This window comes from Methylobacter marinus A45 (assembly GCF_000383855.1).
In the GTDB taxonomy this organism is placed as follows: Bacteria; Pseudomonadota; Gammaproteobacteria; order Methylococcales; family Methylomonadaceae; genus Methylobacter; species Methylobacter marinus.
In genome coordinates, this window is record NZ_KB912877.1 from 2337437 (window position 1) to 2356634 (window position 19198).

The 19198-nt window shown below is 51.7% G+C and carries 16 protein-coding genes; 7 read left to right on the top strand and 9 right to left on the bottom strand.

Features of this window, described 5'->3' with window-relative positions; genetic code table 11:
- Positions 1-56 precede the first annotated feature (56 nt).
- Positions 57-2873, bottom strand: coding sequence for a class I adenylate cyclase (locus METMA_RS0110865; protein ID WP_040590519.1), 2817 nt, complete (start codon positions 2871-2873; stop codon positions 57-59).
- Between the two features lie 136 nt (positions 2874-3009).
- Positions 3010-4404, bottom strand: a complete 1395-nt coding sequence (gene argH, locus METMA_RS0110870; RefSeq protein WP_020159123.1) for an argininosuccinate lyase — start codon at positions 4402-4404, stop codon at positions 3010-3012.
- Positions 4405-4432: 28 nt separating this feature from the next.
- Between argH and METMA_RS24445 the strand changes: the two genes are divergently transcribed.
- Genes METMA_RS24445 through METMA_RS0110900 form a run of 6 tightly spaced genes read left to right on the top strand, consistent with a single transcriptional unit; the run spans position 4433 to position 10551 of the window.
- Positions 4433-5515 (top strand): sensor histidine kinase, encoded by a 1083-nt coding sequence (locus METMA_RS24445; protein WP_051114341.1) that lies wholly within the window; start codon positions 4433-4435, stop codon positions 5513-5515.
- Positions 5512-6276, top strand: a complete 765-nt coding sequence (locus tag METMA_RS0110880) for a LytR/AlgR family response regulator transcription factor (protein WP_020159125.1) — start codon at positions 5512-5514, stop codon at positions 6274-6276. Before METMA_RS24445 ends, METMA_RS0110880 begins: the two co-directional genes overlap by 4 nt.
- Positions 6276-7247: a hydroxymethylbilane synthase gene (gene hemC, locus METMA_RS0110885; protein WP_020159126.1), complete on the top strand. Its 972-nt coding sequence runs from the start codon at positions 6276-6278 to the stop codon at positions 7245-7247. The genes METMA_RS0110880 and hemC overlap by 1 nt, the downstream gene beginning before the upstream one ends.
- A complete protein-coding gene (locus METMA_RS0110890) occupies positions 7244-8017 on the top strand; it encodes a uroporphyrinogen-III synthase (RefSeq protein WP_020159127.1) in 774 nt (257 codons plus the stop codon). Before hemC ends, METMA_RS0110890 begins: the two co-directional genes overlap by 4 nt.
- A complete protein-coding gene (locus tag METMA_RS0110895; protein ID WP_020159128.1) occupies positions 8007-9305 on the top strand; it encodes a uroporphyrinogen-III C-methyltransferase in 1299 nt (432 codons plus the stop codon). Before METMA_RS0110890 ends, METMA_RS0110895 begins: the two co-directional genes overlap by 11 nt.
- Positions 9306-9318: 13 nt before the next feature.
- Positions 9319-10551, top strand: a complete 1233-nt coding sequence (locus METMA_RS0110900) for a heme biosynthesis HemY N-terminal domain-containing protein (RefSeq protein WP_020159129.1) — start codon at positions 9319-9321, stop codon at positions 10549-10551.
- A gap of 41 nt (positions 10552-10592) precedes the next feature.
- Here METMA_RS0110900 and METMA_RS0110905 read toward each other — a convergent pair whose 3' ends face one another.
- The 7 genes from METMA_RS0110905 to METMA_RS28210 form a co-directional block, all read right to left on the bottom strand.
- The gene (locus tag METMA_RS0110905; RefSeq protein WP_084254115.1) at positions 10593-11579 is read right to left on the bottom strand and encodes a sialate O-acetylesterase; all 987 of its coding nucleotides are present in this window, start codon (positions 11577-11579) and stop codon (positions 10593-10595) included.
- On the bottom strand, positions 11576-12772 hold the full coding sequence (locus METMA_RS0110910) for an acyltransferase family protein (protein WP_084254116.1): 1197 nt from the start codon (positions 12770-12772) through the stop codon (positions 11576-11578). Before METMA_RS0110910 ends, METMA_RS0110905 begins: the two co-directional genes overlap by 4 nt.
- Before the next feature lie 308 nt (positions 12773-13080).
- Positions 13081-14541, bottom strand: a complete 1461-nt coding sequence (gene ubiD, locus METMA_RS0110915; RefSeq protein WP_020159132.1) for a 4-hydroxy-3-polyprenylbenzoate decarboxylase — start codon at positions 14539-14541, stop codon at positions 13081-13083.
- Positions 14538-16577, bottom strand: a complete 2040-nt coding sequence (gene prlC / locus METMA_RS0110920; protein ID WP_020159133.1) for an oligopeptidase A — start codon at positions 16575-16577, stop codon at positions 14538-14540. Before prlC ends, ubiD begins: the two co-directional genes overlap by 4 nt.
- A gap of 53 nt (positions 16578-16630) precedes the next feature.
- Positions 16631-16903: a hypothetical protein gene (locus METMA_RS26970; RefSeq protein WP_152565117.1), complete on the bottom strand. Its 273-nt coding sequence runs from the start codon at positions 16901-16903 to the stop codon at positions 16631-16633.
- Between the two features lie 27 nt (positions 16904-16930).
- On the bottom strand, positions 16931-17401 hold the full coding sequence (locus tag METMA_RS24450; RefSeq protein WP_051114342.1) for an RDD family protein: 471 nt from the start codon (positions 17399-17401) through the stop codon (positions 16931-16933).
- Complete coding sequence (locus tag METMA_RS28210; protein ID WP_020159135.1) at positions 17402-17581, bottom strand: hypothetical protein; 180 nt, start codon at positions 17579-17581, stop codon at positions 17402-17404. It lies immediately after the preceding gene.
- 199 nt (positions 17582-17780) lie between these two features.
- Between METMA_RS28210 and pcnB the strand changes: the two genes are divergently transcribed.
- Complete coding sequence (gene pcnB, locus METMA_RS0110935) at positions 17781-19187, top strand: polynucleotide adenylyltransferase PcnB (RefSeq protein WP_020159136.1); 1407 nt, start codon at positions 17781-17783, stop codon at positions 19185-19187.
- Positions 19188-19198 lie beyond the last annotated feature (11 nt).

A 19198-nucleotide genomic window follows, 5' to 3' on the forward strand; every position in this document is an offset into this window, starting at 1 on the left:
GTTTTTTACGACTATACCAAAAGCCAGGGCGATTAGTCTATTCTATGAAAATTCGGTCATGGCAAAGTGGCGCGGGCATTTAATTTGGCCTCTATGCTTTGTTTGTAATTCAGGTAATGGATGGTTTGCAACTGATCCGGACTGACGAGATGAAATGCGGAAAGCGGCAGGTCTATATCGGTAATATAAACCGGATAATCCAGCTGGTCGCGCCGGAACTGCAGGATATGTTCATGGACGGCCTGAAAAAGCTGGTTGCCGTATGTTCGTGATGAGAATGCCTGTTTGTTGCAATAAATCGTGTAAGCCAAACCATTATCGGCAATTTCGCCGCTGATGCGCACGGTCAGCTGCTTGCCGGCCGAGGGCGCTTTCAGCTGCAATGGACTGCATGACAAAACCCCGGCGGAATTTTTCTGGATTTCGTAATACTCAATGGATAGCAGGGGCTTTAACGCATTGTGATTAAGCACCGCTTCCAGAAAAGCGGCATATTGATTCAACAATTGATTGGGGTCTGAGCGGTTGTGCGTTTGCCTGTACAAGGCCCCTTTTTCATCGACGATATAAACCATGATTTGCGTCAGGCTGTGTGCATAAAACAGTTGAATGGTCTGCGCCTTATTTAACGTATAGATCAGCGGAATGGGCGTGTCTTCAAGGATGCCCTGATCAAAAACGAGATGGCCGAATTGCGCCTGAGGGCGAGCCAGCTCTTTAAAAAGCAGGTCCTTTGTAGCCAAACTTCGATAACCTAAAAAATTATTGCTGCATTGAAAGACATAAAATGTCGCGCCGCCGGACAATAGGTAGCGTGTCGAATTGTCTTGTCCGGGAAACAGCGTTATCAACGTATTGAAAACGCTCTTAATGCGCTGCATGATGCTGTGGGCGCGAATCGGCGTATGGCAGATCAGCGTTAAATCATCCGGCGACAAGGGTTTTCTGTGTTTGTTGATAATCCGCGTCAGACAATCAAGCAGGCCTTCCATGCCTTCATACCGGCAGGTCGTGATTTCATTCCAGTTCGAGATTGAGACACTGTCCAGCGTTTGCACGAAACATTGTCGGTCATGGCCGTAACTTAAAGGGTCGGAGCGATCGCTCATCAGATGCAGGCCTGCTTCCCGGCTGTCGGGCATTGACAGGCCCAAATTCAGAACAATCAGCGAGTTAAGCAGGGTTTTTAAATGCCGGTAGGTATCCAGCGAGTTCTCGCGGTTAAAGTGGGGTGTTAAAAACTGGTCCAAATGGCTCAGGATGGCATGTAATTCGCCTCGTGGGAACTGCAGCGATGTCGAGCTGAAATGGAGCTGTAGCTGTTTATGGTAAAGTCGATTGACGACCAGCCAGCAGCAGACTTCAAGCAAGCTGCGACAGGAGATCAGCGGATCAAAATCCGCTGCCTCGCTTATCTGAACTTTTTTCAGAAACAAAGACCATCCGAAACCTGGCGTTTCGACAATGGATAATTCCTGTTCCTTGGCATGAATGGCGGTGCGGGTTGTGATAATTTCAATCTTGCCGGTCTTTTTTCTGAGAAATGAGTAAAGCTTTCTGCCGATCAGCTTCAGATCATTACCGACCTCATAGTTTTGCTTAACATGCTCTCTGGCAAAACCCATGATCATGCGGAAACAATGGGTCAATTGCCGGAGAATAATGGCATGTTCCTGCGTCGCTTTCCGGATATCCCAGTATTTCTGCTGTTTAAGATCGGCGATCGTCGAAGTTGGCCAGTGCCAGGCAATGGCAATATCCTGTATATAGTGTTCCTTGAAAGCCCGGCTTTGGGCATCCAGGGTATTATCGGACAAGCCCATGATTTTCAGGTAAAAGCATTGACGCGCCAGAGCTAACCGGCCGGTGCTGCCGGCCTGTTGCAGATAAGCTTCAACCTTGCGGTAGATGAGCAAATAGGGGTCCAGGTCGGCGGTGACAAAATTTCCTTGATAGATGATTTTTTTTATCGTCTGGCAAAGCCACTCCGGCTGGGGATATTCGCTGGCATAGCACTCCATTAATAACAGCTTCAGCAGCGATTTGTGCGGGGCATGAATGGACTTGTAGATGTGCCAGAGGGTTGCGCTGATGAACTCTTCGGCGGGCACGGCTTCCAGGCCTCCCAAATCAATAAAGTCATGGTCATAAATGAAGCGGCCCTCTTTCAGGTGCTTGACATATTGGGTGTAATTGTTCTCTTCATGGGGCGGGACCAGCCACCAGGCCAGGCTTTTGCCGGCAATATAAATAGCGGTTCGATAAAACTCTTCCAGCAGCAGGTAATGCTGGGTTTTGCCGCTGCTTTCCGTGGACAGCGGCGTGTCATGGCCAAGCCGGAACTGTTGGCTGTCGATCAGGAAGAAATGCACTTCCAGCCCTAATGATGCCGCCCATGTTTCCACGGCGGCGGCCTTTTTTTGCAGTTCATCAAGTTCATAAGCCAATAACCCGGCCTGATGGCAAAGCCAGATATCCATGTCGCTGGTTTTGGAAAAGGCTATGCTGCCGGCGCTGCCCATTAGAAACAAGCCTTCGATAGGATAGCTGTGGAGCATGCGGCGCATGCTTTTGAAATTTTTTGAGAACTGCTTGGCCGCTTTTATGGTCTGGCTGGAAGGGCTGTAATCAGGTATGCCGGCTGGCGTTTCCGAGGAAATAAACCCCGGCAGCAACGGGTAGTTATGATGAAAAATCAGCGGTAACAGATCCAAAAACAGGCGTTGCCGGGGCTGCAGGAAATTCTGGACGCACTGTCTCCGATACTGGTGCAGTTTTTTAAAGCGCTGTTTGATCGCCTGAAGATCCCTGACCGAAATGTCTTCGCCGGGCGAGCCCAGGCGGATAGGCGGCAATTGATAGTGTTCTGTCACAGTGATGATATTCAGTATTGATACCCGTCAAGTATAGAACAAAGCGCGGATGAACACTGATTATCAGTCCGGTATTAACACCGGTGAGTCAAGGCGCAAAGCGCGAGCGGGCCTTGCGTCTTGAAACTGGGCGCTATCAGGCGGCCGGCATGCTTTGGCGCGCGGCCTGGATGGCCTGCCTTACGGTTTCAGGCGCCGTGCCGCCGATATGTTTGCGGGCCGCGACCGAGCCTTCCAGCGTCAACACCTCGAATACATCGGCCGTGATCATGGCTGAAAACTGCTGCAACTCCGCCAGCGAGAGCTCCGATAGATCACGGTTGCTGTCAAGGCCCAGGCGCACGGCCTGTCCTACCACTTCATGCGCATCGCGGAAAGCCATGCCCTTGCGCACCAGATAATCGGCCAGGTCGGTGGCCGTGGCGAAGCCGCGCTTGGCCGAATTGTACATATTCTGCCTTTTGGCAACGAGATGCGGCACCATGTCGGCAAAAGCGCGCAGGCAGTTGATCAGGGTGTCGGCCGTGTCGAACAGCGGTTCCTTGTCTTCCTGGTTATCCTTGTTGTAGGCCAGCGGCTGGCTTTTCATCAGCATCAGCAGCGACATCAAATGGCCGGCGACGCGCCCGGATTTACCGCGCACCAGTTCGGGCACGTCGGGGTTTTTCTTCTGCGGCATAATCGACGAGCCGGTGCAGAAGGCATCGGGAATGTCGATGAAGTCGAATTGGGCGCTGGACCATAGGACCAATTCCTCGGAAAAACGCGACAGGTGCATCATGATCAGGCTGCCGGCCGCGGTGAATTCGATCGCGAAATCGCGGTCGCTGACCGAATCGAGCGAGTTGGCCGACGGGCGGTTGAAGCCGAGCAGGTCAGATGTCATCTGACGATCGATCGGGTAACTGGTGCCGGCCAGCGCCGCGGCGCCCAGGGGCATGATGTTGAGACGCTTGCCGCAGTCCCGCAGTCTTTCATGGTCGCGGCTGAGCATTTCGAACCAGGCCATCAGGTGGTGGCCGAAAGTGACCGGCTGAGCGACCTGCAGATGCGTGAAGCCGGGCATGATGGTATCGGCTTCTTGTTCGGCCAGATCGAGAATGGCGGTTTGCAGGCGCGTAAGCTGGACGCTGATGTTGCTGATCTCACTGCGCAGGTAAAGGCGGATATCGGTCGCAACCTGGTCGTTGCGGGAGCGGCCCGTATGCAATTTCTTGCCGGCGATGCCGATCAGGTCGGTCAGCCTCGCCTCGATGTTCATGTGCACGTCTTCCTGCTTGATCGACCAGGCAAACTTGCCCTCCCTGATTTCCTGCCCGATCCGGGTCAGGCCGCCGATGATGTCGTCGCGTTCCTGCTCGGTCAGAATGCCGATCTTGCAGAGCATGGTGGCGTGCGCGATGGAGCCTTGTATATCCTGCTCCGCCATGCGCCGGTCAAAGTCCACCGAAGCGGTAAACACCTCAACAAAGGCATCGGTCGCTTCGGCGAAACGAGCACTGGAAAGTTTGTCGGAATTAACTGTAGTCATGGCGTTTTTTTAATGCGGTTAACTGAAAATGCCAGATTATACAACTAAACTGTTGTTGATGAATTTAAAAGCAGAGATGAATTTTTTACCGGATTTTTGCTCGGTCAGGATGCTGTTGGTCGTATTCTTTCTGGCCGAATTGCTGGCGTTTTTACTGACGCTGGCGGCAGATACCTCGGCGTTGGGTTTTTTGTCCGAATTCGGGATCAGGTCTTTGCTCGCGCTGTGGATCGCCCTGATGAGCGCGGCCGCCTTGTGCTGGCTGGGGAAAAGACTGGCGCGCGGCAGCGACTTTTTTGCCGGGCTGGCGGCGTTTAGCATCATCCAATTGATCAGCGTTCTGGTTTGTTGGCTGGTGGTTGATGCGCTGCCGAAGGCGAATCTTTTATTGCCATTGGTAAGTCCGGCGCACAAAACCGAATTTTACTGGCGTACGGTAGGTATCAGCAGCCTGGTCTCATTGGCTGTGTTGCGCTATCTGTTCGTCCTGCATCAATGGCAACGTCAGGTTGAAGCGCAGGCCGCCGCCAGCCTGGATGCGCTGCAGGCAAGGATGAGGCCGCATTTTCTGTTTAACAGTTTAAATACCATTGCCAGTTTGACCCGGATTCAGCCCGGATTGGCTGAAGAGTTGATAGAGGACCTGGCGGAACTGATCCGTGCCAGCATGCGGGTCGATCAGGCCCGCTTGATCAGCGTGGACGAGGAAATCAAGCTGGTGAACCTGTATCTGGCGATCGAGTTTCATCGCCTGGATGAACGTTTAAAAGTCAGCTGGGATATTGACGACCTGCCTCGGGATGCGCTGCTGCCGCCGCTGAGCTTACAGCCGGTGGTTGAAAATGCGGTCTATCACGGTGTGGAACCCGATCCGAAGGGTGGCGAAATTGTCATCAGGGGCGCATGGGGCCTTGGCGGGATTGTGCTGTCGGTGAGAAATACGCTGCCGCCTGAAGGCGCTTACCGGCAGCGTAAGGGCAATCAGGTGGCAATGGATAACCTGGCGGCCAGAATAGCGGGGTGTTTTGCGGGCAACGGCCATGTCAAACGCTATAGGAAAGAAGGAAGCTATTACGTGGATATAATGATTCCTTATCAAATCAAATCATGAAAATTTTAATCGCCGATGATGAGAAGCTGGCTAGGCTGCGTTTGAAAAGCCTGATCAACGAAATAACTACTGAGGATGTCCAGATCGTTGCGGAGGCCGAAAACGGTCGCGTGGCATTACAGAAATGGCAGGAGACCGGGGCCGATATTCTGCTGCTGGATGTCAGAATGCCGGATATGGACGGATTGAGCGTCGCGCGGGAGGTGGCGAAAATAAAATCTCCGCCGGCCATTATTTTTACCACCGCCTATGATGAACATGCGCTGCAGGCTTTTGACGCGAATGCGATCGACTATTTATTAAAACCGATTCGCAAGGAGCGCCTGCTTAACGCCCTGCAGAAAGCGCAGGTGTTCAATCGTGCAAAATGGGACGATCTAAAGCAATGGCTGCCCGAAAACTCGGCGCGTTCTCATCTTTGCGTACAGGTGCAGGCGGGCTTGCATCTGGTTCCGATTAAAGATGTTGTGTTTTTTCAGGCCGACCAAAAATATGTCATCGTCAAAACGCCAGAAAAAGCCTATTTGCTGGATGAGCCGTTAAAAGCGCTGGAAGACGAATTCGCTGGGCTATTTATCCGGATACATCGCAATACGCTGGTTTCCCTGCGCCATATTGAGGTCCTGCAGAGACAATTGGATGGGCGGTTGTCGATTCAATGCCTGGGCATTGACGAGAAACTGATAGTCAGCCGCCGGTTGGCCGCGAAAGTGCGCAGTTGTTTTAAAGAATTTAAGGCCAATAAGACGCCATTGCGTTAATGGGAGTACAATGTGCAATTTATATTCAAAATGAAGGGTTTATTTTGGCTGAAAAAATTATTCGTATAGCCACGCGCAAGAGTCCTTTGGCGGTGTGGCAGGCAGAACATGTTGCAAAACGTTTGGAGCAGGCTTTTCCTGGCCTGAAAACCGAACTGGTAAAACTGACCACGCGCGGTGATAAATTCCTGGATGCGCCTCTGGCCAAAGTCGGCGGCAAGGGTTTGTTCGTCAAGGAACTGGAGCAGGGCATGCTGGAGGGAACAGCCGATATTGCCGTGCATTCGATGAAGGATGTGCCGGTAGAGTTTCCGGAAGGGTTGCATCTGGCGGCTATTTTAACGCGGGAAGACCCGACCGATGCCTTCGTGTCGAACCGCTATGCGTCATTGCTGGATTTGCCGGCTAATGCCAGAATCGGCACGTCCAGCCTGCGCAGGCAATGTCAGGTAAAAGAGCGCTACCCCGAGGCGGAAATAATATCGCTGAGAGGCAATGTCAATACTCGGCTGGCGAAACTCGATGCCGGTGAATTTGATGCCATTATCCTGGCATCGGCGGGGCTGAAACGGCTGGGCATGGCTGACCGTATCGCGGAATGCCTCGACCCCGACATCAGTCTGCCGGCCATAGGGCAAGGCGCTATCGGTATAGAATGCCGCGCCGATGATAGCGAAGTCAACGCGATGTTGAGAGCCCTGCATGATCACGATACCGAAATTTGCGTCAGTGCCGAAAGAGCGATGAATGCGCGTTTGAATGGCGGCTGCCAGGTACCGATCGCCGGTTTTGCGCAGTTGCAAGGCAATCTGCTGGTCATGCGCGGATTGGTCGGCAGCCCCGACGGCACGGTGATTTACCGCACCGCGCAATCAGGTACTCCGGATCAGGCCGAAGTTATCGGATGCTCGATCGCGGAAGATTTATTGGCCTGTGGCGCGGATAAAATTTTGCAAGAGTTGTTCCATTGATCAAGCAATTAAACGGTGCGCGGATTTTAGTCACGCGGCCGGCCCATCAGGCAGAAAATTTAAGCCGTTTAATTCAAGAGCATGGCGGCGAGGCCATTCGTTTTCCGGTGCTCGATATCGTCTCGCGCGACAATATCGGCGAAGTCAGGAATACGTTAAAAAACCTCGAAAAATTCCAGTGGGTTGTTTTTATTAGCGCAAATGCAGTAAATTTTGCACTGAAAGCGAATGATGGCAAAATAGATCGATTAAAGACCGTGCGTTTTGCCGTTGTGGGGCAGGCAACCGCCCGGGCATTGGAAACAGCCGGAATGGCTGTCGATGTGGTGCCTGAACAAGGCTATACCAGTGAAGCATTGTTGGCCATGCCGCAAATGCAACAAGTCAAGGGACAGGCCTGTTTGATCGTGCGGGGAGAAGGCGGGCGGGAGGAACTGGCCAATATCCTGCGTGGCAGAGGGGCAGAGGTTCAGTATCTGGAAGTTTACAAAAGAACGATTCCCAGTATTGATAAGTCACAGGTAGTCCAATTACTTGTCCAGCGCCGTCTGGATGTTATCACCGTCACCAGCGGTGAAGCATTGCGGAATTTATTAATCATGCTGGGCGAAGAAAATCATCAGCTGTTATTGCCGATCCCCTTGGTAGTGGTGAGCGATAGAATCAGGCAATTGGCTGCGGAGATGGGGTTTAAACGGATTACTGTGACGGAAAATCCTGCTGACACAGAAATTCTAGAGACAGTAACAATAGTATGTAATGGGGAATAGTGTGGCCGAATTGAGTAAAAAACAGGAACAGAACGTGAGCGAGAATACTAAAGTTCACCGGTCTCGTAGCGGATTCTGGTTTGGTATCATTATTTTGCTCATCATTTTCGGGGTGGCTGGCGCCGGATTCATCCTATTTACGCAATTGCGTGAGGAACAGACCAGTTTAGGCGGGGAAGTAAACAAGGGCGATATGCATCTGATTGAGCTGTCGAAACAGATCAGCGGATATCAATCGCAATTATCCGCAGTACAGTCGCAACTGGCAACCCTGGAAGCCAGTATTGCCGGCAAGGATGCGCATTATACCAAAACGCTAGAGGATTTTTCCCGTCTGCATAACGAAAAACTCGACAGTACCCGCAAAGAGCTCAATAGTGCCATTCAGCAGGTGCAGCGGCAACTCGGCAAGACGCGCGGCGACTGGTTGATTGCCGACGCCGAATATTTACTGAGCACGGCCAGCGAGCGTTTGCATTTGGTGGGAGATGTAAATACCACGCGCGCGGCCCTGGAAGCAGCCGACCAGCGCTTGCGGGAAAGCGGTGATGCGGCGGTGTTCAAGGTACGTGAGCAGATCGCCAGGGATCTTGCCGCACTTAACAGAATCGAAGTTCCCGATATTGTTGGCATTTACTCATCAATTCAGTCCCAGATTGACCAGATAGACAGGTTGACCTTGTATTTACCGCATGCCGGCAAAACGCCGACACCTCCCCAAAAGCCCGAAAAACCGGCTGAAGAAAGCCTGGAAGAAAAAGATTTGCTCGATTCCGCGCTGAGCGAATTGGAAGAGATTGTCACGATCCGGCATACCGAACAGCCGATCAAAGCGATATTGACCCAGGAAGAAGCTCAGTTCATCAAAGAGCAGTTAAAGCTAAAGCTAGAAACGGTCAAGGTTGCGCTGGTTCAGCACAATGAACCGCTTTATCAGGCCGGTCTGGCGGATACAAAAAAATGGACGGAGCAACATTTTATGCAGAATCCGGAAGCAAAAAGTTTTATTGCCGAACTGGACAGACTGAAGGGAATTCAGATCCAAAGCCAATTTCCAGATATCAGTCAATCACTGAAAATGCTCAGGGATATTGTCAAACTCAGGCTGGAAACCGACAAGGCGATGCCGCCTTCTGAAGCGGTACCGCAGCCGGCTCCCGCGCGCGGACCTGAGCCGGCAGTAGCGCCAGCGCCATCGGCCCAGAAACCGGCAGCCACACCAGAACCCGTTCCCCCGCAGGAACCAGAACCGGCAGTAGCGCCGGCTCCCGCACCTGCCGCGCAATGATAGAGAGTCTGTAATGAAGAAAAATATACTTTTCTTTTTGGGGGCTCTGTTAATTACGATTGCCGCCGCTTTATTGGTCAATCAATGGCTGGGGGGCTTTGAAAATCCCGGTTATGTGCTGATCGGCATTGGTCAGTGGTCCATGGAGACCACCTTGGTTGTTTTTTTAGTCAGCCTGATCGTTGGCTTTTTCATACTCTATTTGGTCTTTAGGTTTCTGGGCTGGCTGCTCAGACTGCCGGGGCAAGTCAAAGCGCGTACAAAAAACATTAAATTCAACCGTTCCCAAGAAGCCTTGATTGCAGGCCTGGTAGATTCGGCCGAAGGTAATTGGGAAAAGGCCGAAAAAGTATTAATCAAACATGCCTCGAATAGCGGTGCGCCGTTGCTGCATTACTTGACCGCGGCAAAAGCCGCGCAATCGCGTGGCGCCTATGATAAAAGAGACGAATATTTAAGAAAGGCCGCGGATCAGGCCCCCGGTTCCGATGTCGCGATCGGCTTGACCCAGGCGGAACTGCACTTGTCGGGGAATCAGTTTGAACAAGCACTGGAAACCCTGACCCGCCTACATTCTATAGATCCGACGCATGCCAGTGTGCTGAAATTATTGCATCAGACTTATCAGCACATAGGTGATTGGGAAGGTATTCGAAAACTGATTCCGTCGTTGAATAATAATAAAGTGCTGATGGAGGCCGAGATAAAATTGCTCGAGACCGAGGCTTACAGTGAATTATTAAAGCAGGTGGCCGAAACTGGCGATATCAAGGAAATTGAGTCGCTTTGGTCGGAAATTCCCGATCATATCAAGAGCATGCACGGCATACCGGCGATCTATTTTGCCGCCATGATTGAAGCCGGCGCCGGTGCTCAGGTTGAGGATGAACTGGTTAAAATCCTGTCGACAAGCTGGGATCAAACCCTGCTGGTCTTGTTTGGCGACATACAGTCTTCTGATGCATTCAAACAGCTTGAAACGGCGGAGCAATGGCTCACGACGCATGCGGGTGACGCGATTTTACAATTGACTCTAGGTAAATTAAGTCTCAGATGTGACGATACCGAAAAAGCCGAGAAGTATCTCAGTTACAGTATTACCATCGAACCGACTGTCCGGGCTTACCAACTGCTGGGCGATTTGCTGTTTGCCCGCGGGGAGACAGATAAAGCCAGCGAATGTTACAAATTCGGCCTGGAACTGGCTTCCAGCGAAATCGTTAGTCGGATTGACACTGTCTCCTAAATAAAAAGGATTGCAACCTGGTCAACTTGGGGTTTGCCCATTCACCTCGGAGAAGAAGAACAGTCCGCGGCTATCCGCCGATAGCTGCGATAAAGCCGAAGTCCATGATCAACAAGACTTTCGGGCGTCAAATGCGTGAAATCGGCTTTTTTCAGGCCTTGCATGGAAGATCGAATGACGCATGGTTCGGCCTTGGCCATGGCTTCTTGGGCGGCTTTCACTTGCGGCCGCAGTGCCATATGTGGATGCATCTCGTCAGCGCCTAGAATGACAGGCGTTCGGTTTGTCAATATTTCCTGACGCAAATCGCGGATAATGGCTTGTAGCCGGTTGAAGTACCGATCAGCCGCTTCTTCCGTTAAGGCATCATTTTCCCCTTGAATCCAAACCAGACCTCGAATCTTGACCGAGTAGCCGGCGTGATTCAGGTCGCTTATTGCTCTGCGCAGGGTTTTCAGGAAATCATCGTACAACCCTCCTTCTCCCGGTCCTTTCCAATCGTCGGTCAGGCTGGTCGATTCTTTGGAATATTTGAATATGGCGGGATGAAGTCCATCCTCCAAAAGTTTTCTGGCAAAACTGACTTCCGGTCCGAAATGGCCGCCGGGGAATCGACCCCACTGCGGCCCGAGATAAGTCCATTGCAGCCGCGGCACTGGTGCGGGCGGCCACTCTAACAATCGAGCCGAGCCGCGTCGAAAATCGCTCCATAGTTGTTTGGCTTTTGCAATTGATTTAGCTGCTGCGGATATGGGCCGGGTTTCGGAAACTGCGCTCGGTTTTGGCGCCAGATCATGCCCGTCCATGGCCGGTTCGACATAATAAAACGGGATGGAAAGATCGGTGATCGATGAACCCGGTGGAAACTTCGAGGCATCGCCCATGTAACCCTGCATGTTGCTTTGACCGGCAAGAATGAAAAGATCGACGACATCAGCGCCTTGTACATAAAACGGCCAGCAGGCGAGGACGGCGATCATTAACCACGTTCTAAGAACAGGAGCGGCACAGATACGGAATGTTTTCATCGTTCGGCCGCTCCGGAAACGACGGCATCGACCTCATCGTTCGGTATGGTTTTATAAGGCTCCGATATTGGAACGGCCGGCGTGCGAACTCTTAATCGGGCACGAATGAATTTTTGCGACGGACGTTCAAAATAGGTAAATACCAGATGCGATACGGCCAGTAGCAGCAACACATAGCCCAGTATGGCTTCCCCTGAATTGAGGGGAACCGGCAGCGATTTGCGAAATCCGAAGATCAGTATCTGAATCGGAAAATGCAATAAGTAGACGGCGTAGGAAATATCGCCCAGCCAGGTCAGAGGCCTCGTTGAAAGCACTGTCGAGAAAAGCCGCCCTTTGGAACATGCGATAACAAGCAAAGGCATCAGCACACCGACCACAGGAATTTGCGCGTATAGGTTGTGGTTGATCTCGACTGATCCGAGAAACCCTATGAAAACGGTGAGGCAAATCAAGGTAATGCCGTCCCAGCTTAAACTCATTCGTCCGGGTGTACAGAACCGGGTGACGAGCTTCGCGGCGAGTACCCCGACAAAAAAGCCGAAGCCGACACGCAGCAATCCTGTATCCAGGAATCCGAACAAGATCGTCAGCCGAGCGATGTCGCCCGCGCCAGCCGATAACAGTATGACGCTGAGAAGGGCTAATACAATGGAAGCCGGCACGAGCAGTCGGGGCCGCAGCAGCAGGGCAAAGAAGACCAGATTAATCGCCCATTCCGCGGAAATGGACCATGAAGGGCCGTTGAACGAAAAGCCCTCTTGCAGGCCTACCTGCTGCAGGAGCAGAAGATTAAGCACGAAGTGGTAGCTGTCGTTGATCTCATAAATAAACGGCTTGCCATGGACCTGGGCATAGCAGTACTGCCCGATCATTACCAGCAGCAGGCTCAACCACTGCAAGGGAAATAATCTGGCAATGCGGCGTACCGCCAGTTCCCGGTAGCTGCGAATATGAGCATAAACCTGAACCAGCAGGAACCCCGATAACACAAAAAACAGCTCGACAAAAAAATGAGCGCCATTATAAATGGGCTGGAGTATCAGGAAGTTGGGGCCGGCATCGAAGAAATAATGGAAGTGGAAGATTGCCACACCAACCGCGGCCATGCCTCGCAAGGCATCCAGACCAGGTATACGGGCTTCGCTGGCGTTTTTGTCTTTCACTCCACGAGCGGGAGACTTCTCATTCATGTCGTTCTCCACAAATTATTCAGTTTTTCCTTCCCAAGCTCTACCCACAGAGCTGTCCATTTAAACTTTAAAAATGGTACGAATAAACAACAGGGCTAGACTTGATGCAGTCCTTGAACTCAGGACTATTGGCTAAACGATAGCAGAGACAAACTCTCACAGAGACGCTATCTTATTACCATAAAATGCGCTGCCTGACAATTTTGTGAGTGTTTAAAAAGATTGTCCGGAGTCTGCACCGCTGCGGCAGCGGTGCAGATGAAAAATAAAAACCGCTTGAACCCGATGTTCAGGAATGGTTGGGCTATTTAAAATAGAGAGTCCCAGATCTCGTCCACTTTTTTAATGACATTCTGGGACATTGCAATGGGACGCCCCCATTCCCTGGTGGTTTCCCCTGGCCATTTGTTGGTCGCGTCAAAACCGACTTTGGAACCCAGTCCTGATACCGGCGAGGCGAAGTCAAGGTAATCGATGGGCGTGTTCTCCAGTATCGTCAGATCGCGAGCCGGGTCCATGCGCGTAGTTATGGCCCAGATCACATCCTGCCAATTGCGCACGTCGACATCGTCGTCGACGACGATGACGAATTTGGTGTACATGAACTGGCGTAGGAACGACCAGGTGCCGAGCATGACGCGTTTGGCATGGCCGGCATATTGTTTTTTCATGCTGATGACGGCCATGCGGTAGGAACAGCCCTCCGGCGGCAGGTAAAAGTCAACAATTTCCGGGAACTGTTTTTGCAATATCGGCACGAAGACTTCATTCAGCGCCACGCCCAGGATGGCGGGTTCATCAGGCGGCCGGCCCGTATAGGTGCTGTGATAGATAGGCGCCTGACGCTGGGTGATGCGTTCAATCGTGAAGACTGGAAACTCATCGACCTCGTTGTAATAGCCGGTGTGATCGCCGAACGGACCTTCAGGCGCTGTCTCTCCGGGATAGATAAAGCCCTCCAGAACGATCTCGGCGCTGGCCGGAACTTGCAAGTCACTGGTTAGGCACTTGGCTACTTCCGTCTTGCTGCCCCGCAACAGGCCCGCGAATGCGTATTCGGACAGGGTGTCGGGAATCGGCGTGACGGCGGCCAGTATCGTAGCCGGGTCCGCGCCCAGGGCTACGGCAACCGGGAAAGGCTGGCCGGGATGGGCCTGTTGCCACTCTCTGAAATCCAGGGCGCCGCCGCGATGCGCCAGCCAGCGCATGATGACCTTGTTTTTGCCGATGACCTGCTGGCGGTAAATGCCCAGGTTCTGCCGGTCTTTATTCGGACCTTTGGTGATGACCAGCGGCCAGGTGATCAAGGGGCCGGCATCATCAGGCCAGCAGGTCTGAATCGGATAGTCGCCCAGATCGATTGCGTCGCCTTCGCGCACCAGTTCCTGGCAGGGCGGCTCCTTGATCAGCTTGGGCGCCATATTCAGCACCTGCTTGAAAACCGGAATCTTTTCCATGGCGTCTTTCATGCCCTTAGGCGGCTCCGGCTCCTTTAAATAAGCCAGCAGTTCGCCGATGCCGCGCAGTTCCGCGACCGATTCGGCACCCATGCCCATGGCGACGCGGCGCGGCGTGCCGAACAGGTTGGCCAGAACCGGAATGTTGGAGCCTGTCGGGTATTCGAACAACAGCGCCGGGCCGCCCTGCTTCAGGGTGCGGTCGCAGATCTCGGTCATTTCCAGACAGGGATCGACAGGCATCGTGATTCGCTTCAGCTCACCCTGTTTTTCCAGTTGCCTGATAAAGTCGCGCAGGTCTCTGTACTTCATGCCGCTATGCCGTTGTGCCGCAGTAACGCATCGATGGCCGGTTTGCGGCCGCGGAAGCGCACGAACAGGTCCATGGCATTTTCACTACCGCCTTTTTCGAGAACATTCGTCAGGAACGAGCGGCCGGTTTCCTGATCAAAAATGCCTTTTTCCTCGAATAGGGAGAAAGCGTCGCTGGACAGCACTTCCGCCCATTTATAGCTGTAGTAACCGGCGGCATAACCGCCGGCGAAAATATGCGAGAAGCTGTGCGCAAAACGGTTAAATCTGGGCGGCTTGATAACGGCGACCATATCTCTGACCTGTTCCAGTGTCTGGTAAATGCGGCCGCCTTTTTTAGGGTCGTAATCCCGGTGGATTCTGAAATCGAACAGGCTGAATTCGAGCTGTCTGACCATCATCATGCCGGACTGGAAGTTTCTGGCGGCCAGCATTTTGTTGAACAGTTCTTCAGGCAGCGGCTCGCCGGTCTGATAATGGCCGGAAATCAGGTCCAGGGCTTCTTTTTCCCAGCACCAGTTTTCCATGAACTGGCTGGGCAGTTCGACCGCGTCCCATTCGACGCCGTTGATGCCCGATACGCCTAAATGATCGATCTGCGTGAGCATGTGGTGCAGGCCATGGCCGAATTCATGGAACAGGGTCGTGACTTCGTCGTGCGTCAATAACGCAGGATCATTGCCGGCGGGCGGGGTAAAGTTGCAGGTCAAATAGGCGACCGGCGTCTGAATGCGATCGCCGGTTTTCTTGCGGCTCACGCAGTCATCCATCCAAGCGCCGCCGCGTTTTTTCGGGCGCGCATAAAGATCGGTATAAAACTGGCCGCGCAATTGGCCGTGCTGGTCGTGGATCTCGAAGAAACGGACATCGGGATGCCAGCTGTCAAAGCCGGTAATTTCGCTGATACTCAGGCCGAACAGCTTTTCAACGACGGCAAACAGACCGGGCAAAACGCGAGTGATGGGGAAGTAGGCCTTCACTTCTTCCTGGGACAGCTGGTAATAATGCTGGCGCATTTTTTCCGAGTAATAGCTGATATCCCAGGGATGCAGGTCGCCGATGCCGTAGTGTTGCCTGGCAAACTGGCGCAATTCCACCAGATCTTTGCGCGCCTGGCGCCAGGACCGGTCGGCCAAGTCTTCCAGGAAGCCGATTACATCATCGGGTTTATCGGCCATTTTCTTGGCTAAAGACAGTTCGGCATAATTATTAAAGCCCAGCAACAGGGCTTTTTCATGACGCAAGGCCAGGGTTTTTTCCATGATTTCGCTGTTGTCATAAAGACCGGCATGCGGGCCTTGGTCTGATGCGCGCGTGGCAAAAGCCTCATAATGTTCACGGCGCAATTCCCGGTTGTCGGCATAAGTCATGACTGCGATATAGGAAGGAAACTGCAGCGTGATCATCCAGCCTTCTTCATTATGGCTTTCAGCGGTTTGCCGGGCTCCCGCCAGCGCGGATTCGGGCAGACCGGCCAGGTCATCTTCGTCTCTGATCAGCTTGGTCCAGGCATTGGTCGCATCCATCAGGTTTTCTTCGTACTTGCTGGCAAGCTGTGACAGTTCCTGGCTGATTTCTTTATAGCGTTGCTTCTTTCCGGCATCGAGATCAATCCCGGATAATCTGAAATCCCTTAGCGCGTTCTGGATGATTTTTTGTTGTGCGCTATCCAGCGCAGTATACGCTTCGCTGTCGGCAATGGCCTGATAGGCGTTAAACAGTTTTTCGTTTTGGCCCATTTCAGTCGAATATTCGCTGAGTTTGGGCAGGCAGGCGTTATACGCTTCGCGCAGGGCATCGCTGTTGACGACCGAATTCATATGGCTGACCGGAGACCAGGCCTTGCTCAGGCGATCTTCAGCGTCTTCAATCGGTTCAACCAGGTTTTCCCAGGTGTACTCGGTGGCCGCCTGAAGGTGTTGCTCGACAATGGTGCGGGCGTCGGCCAGCAGCTGATCGATGGCCGGTTCCACATGTTCAGGTTTGATTTGTGAAAACAACGGTAATGCTGAGTTCTGCAGTAATGGATTGTTCATAATTTTAAGAAAGTGGGCTCATGGCTGCATTGATTACGCTTTATGCGGCGCATTCAAGGAAAAGTCAGGGTTAGTCCGCCATATCCCAAGCCGGCATAAACGGGCATGGCATTCGGATAGGTTAAAGCTTTTTTGTTTTCTGAATCAAGGTTGCTGACAAGATTGGCAGATGGCGGGAAAGTTGGGTTCCGGATTTTGATGAAAACTGATGCCGGACATGGGAACGGCTTGCCCGGGACGGCAGATGGATTATTTGATTTTTTTGTTGGGCAGGTGCTTTCTGGCTTGTAATAAAGGTATCGAATAGAACAATACATTGCCATCATGTCCGTTCTTGAGCGGTATTGGCCTTATTAACGCCGTGTCTCTTGCGAATCGAAAAACAAGGCGGTCTTCGATAAATAGTCGTGCCAGCCCCGGCTGTTTTTATCGATAAGAATCCACAAAAATCCCAGACCCAAAAAAGCCCAGGAAATTATGGCGCCTAAAAAACGCAATAATGCCTGTTTCCAACTGATGGGTTCGCCGGTGAAGGTCAGTACTTTTAACTTCCATGATCGTAGGCCCAAGGTTTGTCCGCCGTGAGTCCAGAACCAGCCATAAAAAATAAAGCTGATAACGAGCAGATAAACAGGGTAAAAGAATTGACGGGAGGTGAATGCTTCTCCGGCATTCAACGGAAGAAGCAGTGCTGTCGCGAAAAACAAAAGTGCGAGAAGCAGAAAGAGATCGTAGATAATAACCGCCAAACGGCGCGAAAAACCAGGTACTGGCGATGAGCCATTATCTGGTTTTAGCTGTTTCTTCTGAGGCGAACGAGACAATTAATCTTTGAACAAGGCCAATTTTTGACCAAAATACATGCACATGGCAATTAACGCTCCCAGCATCGCCAACGAGAACAGAAAAGGCGGTTTATGGAACAGAAGAATTAAGAAATCTGTTACAAAAAGGCTGGTTAGCAAAGGTTGGTCAATGAAGCCATTTATAATCTTTTTGAACATAACAATTCCGTCAAGCACGTTAAGGGTTTGTGCACGTAGTTAAAAAAAGGGTTGTCTGATCTTTATAAACCGTCAAAAACAGTATATTGAGCCGATTGGGATTGCTATTAAAAAATCAGAGACGTGATTTTACTATAATAAAAAGGGGAATGTAAAAGAAAAGAAAGTTGTCAATTGGGATAGAATCATATGAAATGATATGATATTACAATTAAAAAACAGACAAGGTATAAAGACCATTTTAAACTTCTTTAAAAAAATTATTAATCCAGCCAGCAATGAAGCTGAACCTGACGCTACGCCACCCGTGAAAATATATGCGCGTTCCGAGCACAGTATTTCGCGCTCCCAGATCAGCGAAAATGCATTGAAGGTTTTGTATCGATTACAAAAGTCAGGGTTCCAGGCGTATCTTGTCGGCGGCTGCGTGCGGGATTTATTGCTGGGCCGGGAGCCCAAGGATTTTGACGTGGTCACGGATGCTGATCCTGAACAGATCAGAAAGGTTTTTCGTAACTGCCGTGTCATCGGTCGCCGGTTTCGCCTTGCGCATGTGCATTTCGGACGTGAAATTATCGAAGTGGCGACTTTTCGAGGTGCAGGAGAGGCGCAGAGCGATAAGCAGGTACTCAACAAGGAAGGGCGTTTGTTGCGGGACAATGTTTACGGTACGATTGAAGAAGATGTCTGGCGGCGGGATTTTACAGTTAATGCGCTTTACTACAACATCAAGGATTTTTCGGTAGTTGATTATACCGGAGGCATGGACGATCATAAGACCGGAACTCTCAGGCTGATCGGTGACCCTGAAACGCGTTTCCGTGAAGACCCCGTGCGTATGCTGAGGGCGGTGCGCTTTGCCGTCAAGCTCGGTTTTAATCTGGATCCCGACTGTGAGAAAGCCATTCATGATCTGGCCGAATTGTTGTACGGCATACCGGCTGCCCGGCTTTATGATGAAGCCTTGAAACTGTTTCTATCGGGATACGCCTTGCAGACTTTTGAAATGCTCCGGCATTATGGGTTATTTCAGATATTGTTTCCTGACACCGAGAGCAGCCTGTCGGTTGAGGAAGATGGTTTTCCTAAGTTGTTCCTGATCAAAGCGCTGGAAAATTCCGATAACAGAATCGCCGAAGGCAAAACCGTTACGGCTTATTTCCTGTTGGCCGCATTTTTATGGGAGCCGGTGGCAATACGAGCCAAGGAAAAAGTAGCGAAAGGCATGGCTGAATCAATGGCCTATCAGGAAGCGGCCACCGAAGTGATTTCCAGGCAGAGCAGTAGCACTTCTTTGCCTCGTCATATTACTATGTCGATGCGGGAAGTCTGGACGCTACAGCCCAAATTCAATATGCGTGTCGGTTCCAGGCCCAACCGCTTGTTGGCGCATCCCCGTTTTAGAGCCGCCTATGATTTTCTGTTGTTGCGCGCGGAAACGGGCGGTGCCGATCCTGAGCTGGCGGCATGGTGGGGGCGCTACCAGGAGGCGGATGAAACCGAGCAAAGGAAAATGACCCGGCCTCCGCGCGGTGCTCAAAACGGCAGAGTAAGGCGGAAAAGGACTTATCGAAAAAAAGCCGCCACTCAGGATAAAGGTATTTGAACCGTTTACCT

What these genes read in the sequence shown, in the direction of transcription:
- argH (WP_020159123.1), bottom strand. Translation starts at nt 4,404, where the DNA reads ATGACTACAGTTAATTCCGACAAACTTTCCAGTGCTCGTTTCGCCGAA.
- METMA_RS24445 (WP_051114341.1), top strand. Translation starts at nt 4,433, where the DNA reads ATGCCAGATTATACAACTAAACTGTTGTTGATGAATTTAAAAGCAGAG.
- METMA_RS0110880 (WP_020159125.1), top strand. Translation starts at nt 5,512, where the DNA reads ATGAAAATTTTAATCGCCGATGATGAGAAGCTGGCTAGGCTGCGTTTG.
- hemC (WP_020159126.1), top strand. Translation starts at nt 6,276, where the DNA reads ATGGGAGTACAATGTGCAATTTATATTCAAAATGAAGGGTTTATTTTG.
- METMA_RS0110895 (WP_020159128.1), top strand. Translation starts at nt 8,007, where the DNA reads ATGGGGAATAGTGTGGCCGAATTGAGTAAAAAACAGGAACAGAACGTG.
- METMA_RS0110900 (WP_020159129.1), top strand. Translation starts at nt 9,319, where the DNA reads ATGAAGAAAAATATACTTTTCTTTTTGGGGGCTCTGTTAATTACGATT.
- METMA_RS0110905 (WP_084254115.1), bottom strand. Translation starts at nt 11,579, where the DNA reads ATGAAAACATTCCGTATCTGTGCCGCTCCTGTTCTTAGAACGTGGTTA.
- METMA_RS0110910 (WP_084254116.1), bottom strand. Translation starts at nt 12,772, where the DNA reads ATGAATGAGAAGTCTCCCGCTCGTGGAGTGAAAGACAAAAACGCCAGC.
- ubiD (WP_020159132.1), bottom strand. Translation starts at nt 14,541, where the DNA reads ATGAAGTACAGAGACCTGCGCGACTTTATCAGGCAACTGGAAAAACAG.
- prlC (WP_020159133.1), bottom strand. Translation starts at nt 16,577, where the DNA reads ATGAACAATCCATTACTGCAGAACTCAGCATTACCGTTGTTTTCACAA.
- METMA_RS26970 (WP_152565117.1), bottom strand. Translation starts at nt 16,903, where the DNA reads ATGATGGCAATGTATTGTTCTATTCGATACCTTTATTACAAGCCAGAA.
- METMA_RS28210 (WP_020159135.1), bottom strand. Translation starts at nt 17,581, where the DNA reads ATGTTCAAAAAGATTATAAATGGCTTCATTGACCAACCTTTGCTAACC.
- pcnB (WP_020159136.1), top strand. Translation starts at nt 17,781, where the DNA reads ATGATATTACAATTAAAAAACAGACAAGGTATAAAGACCATTTTAAAC.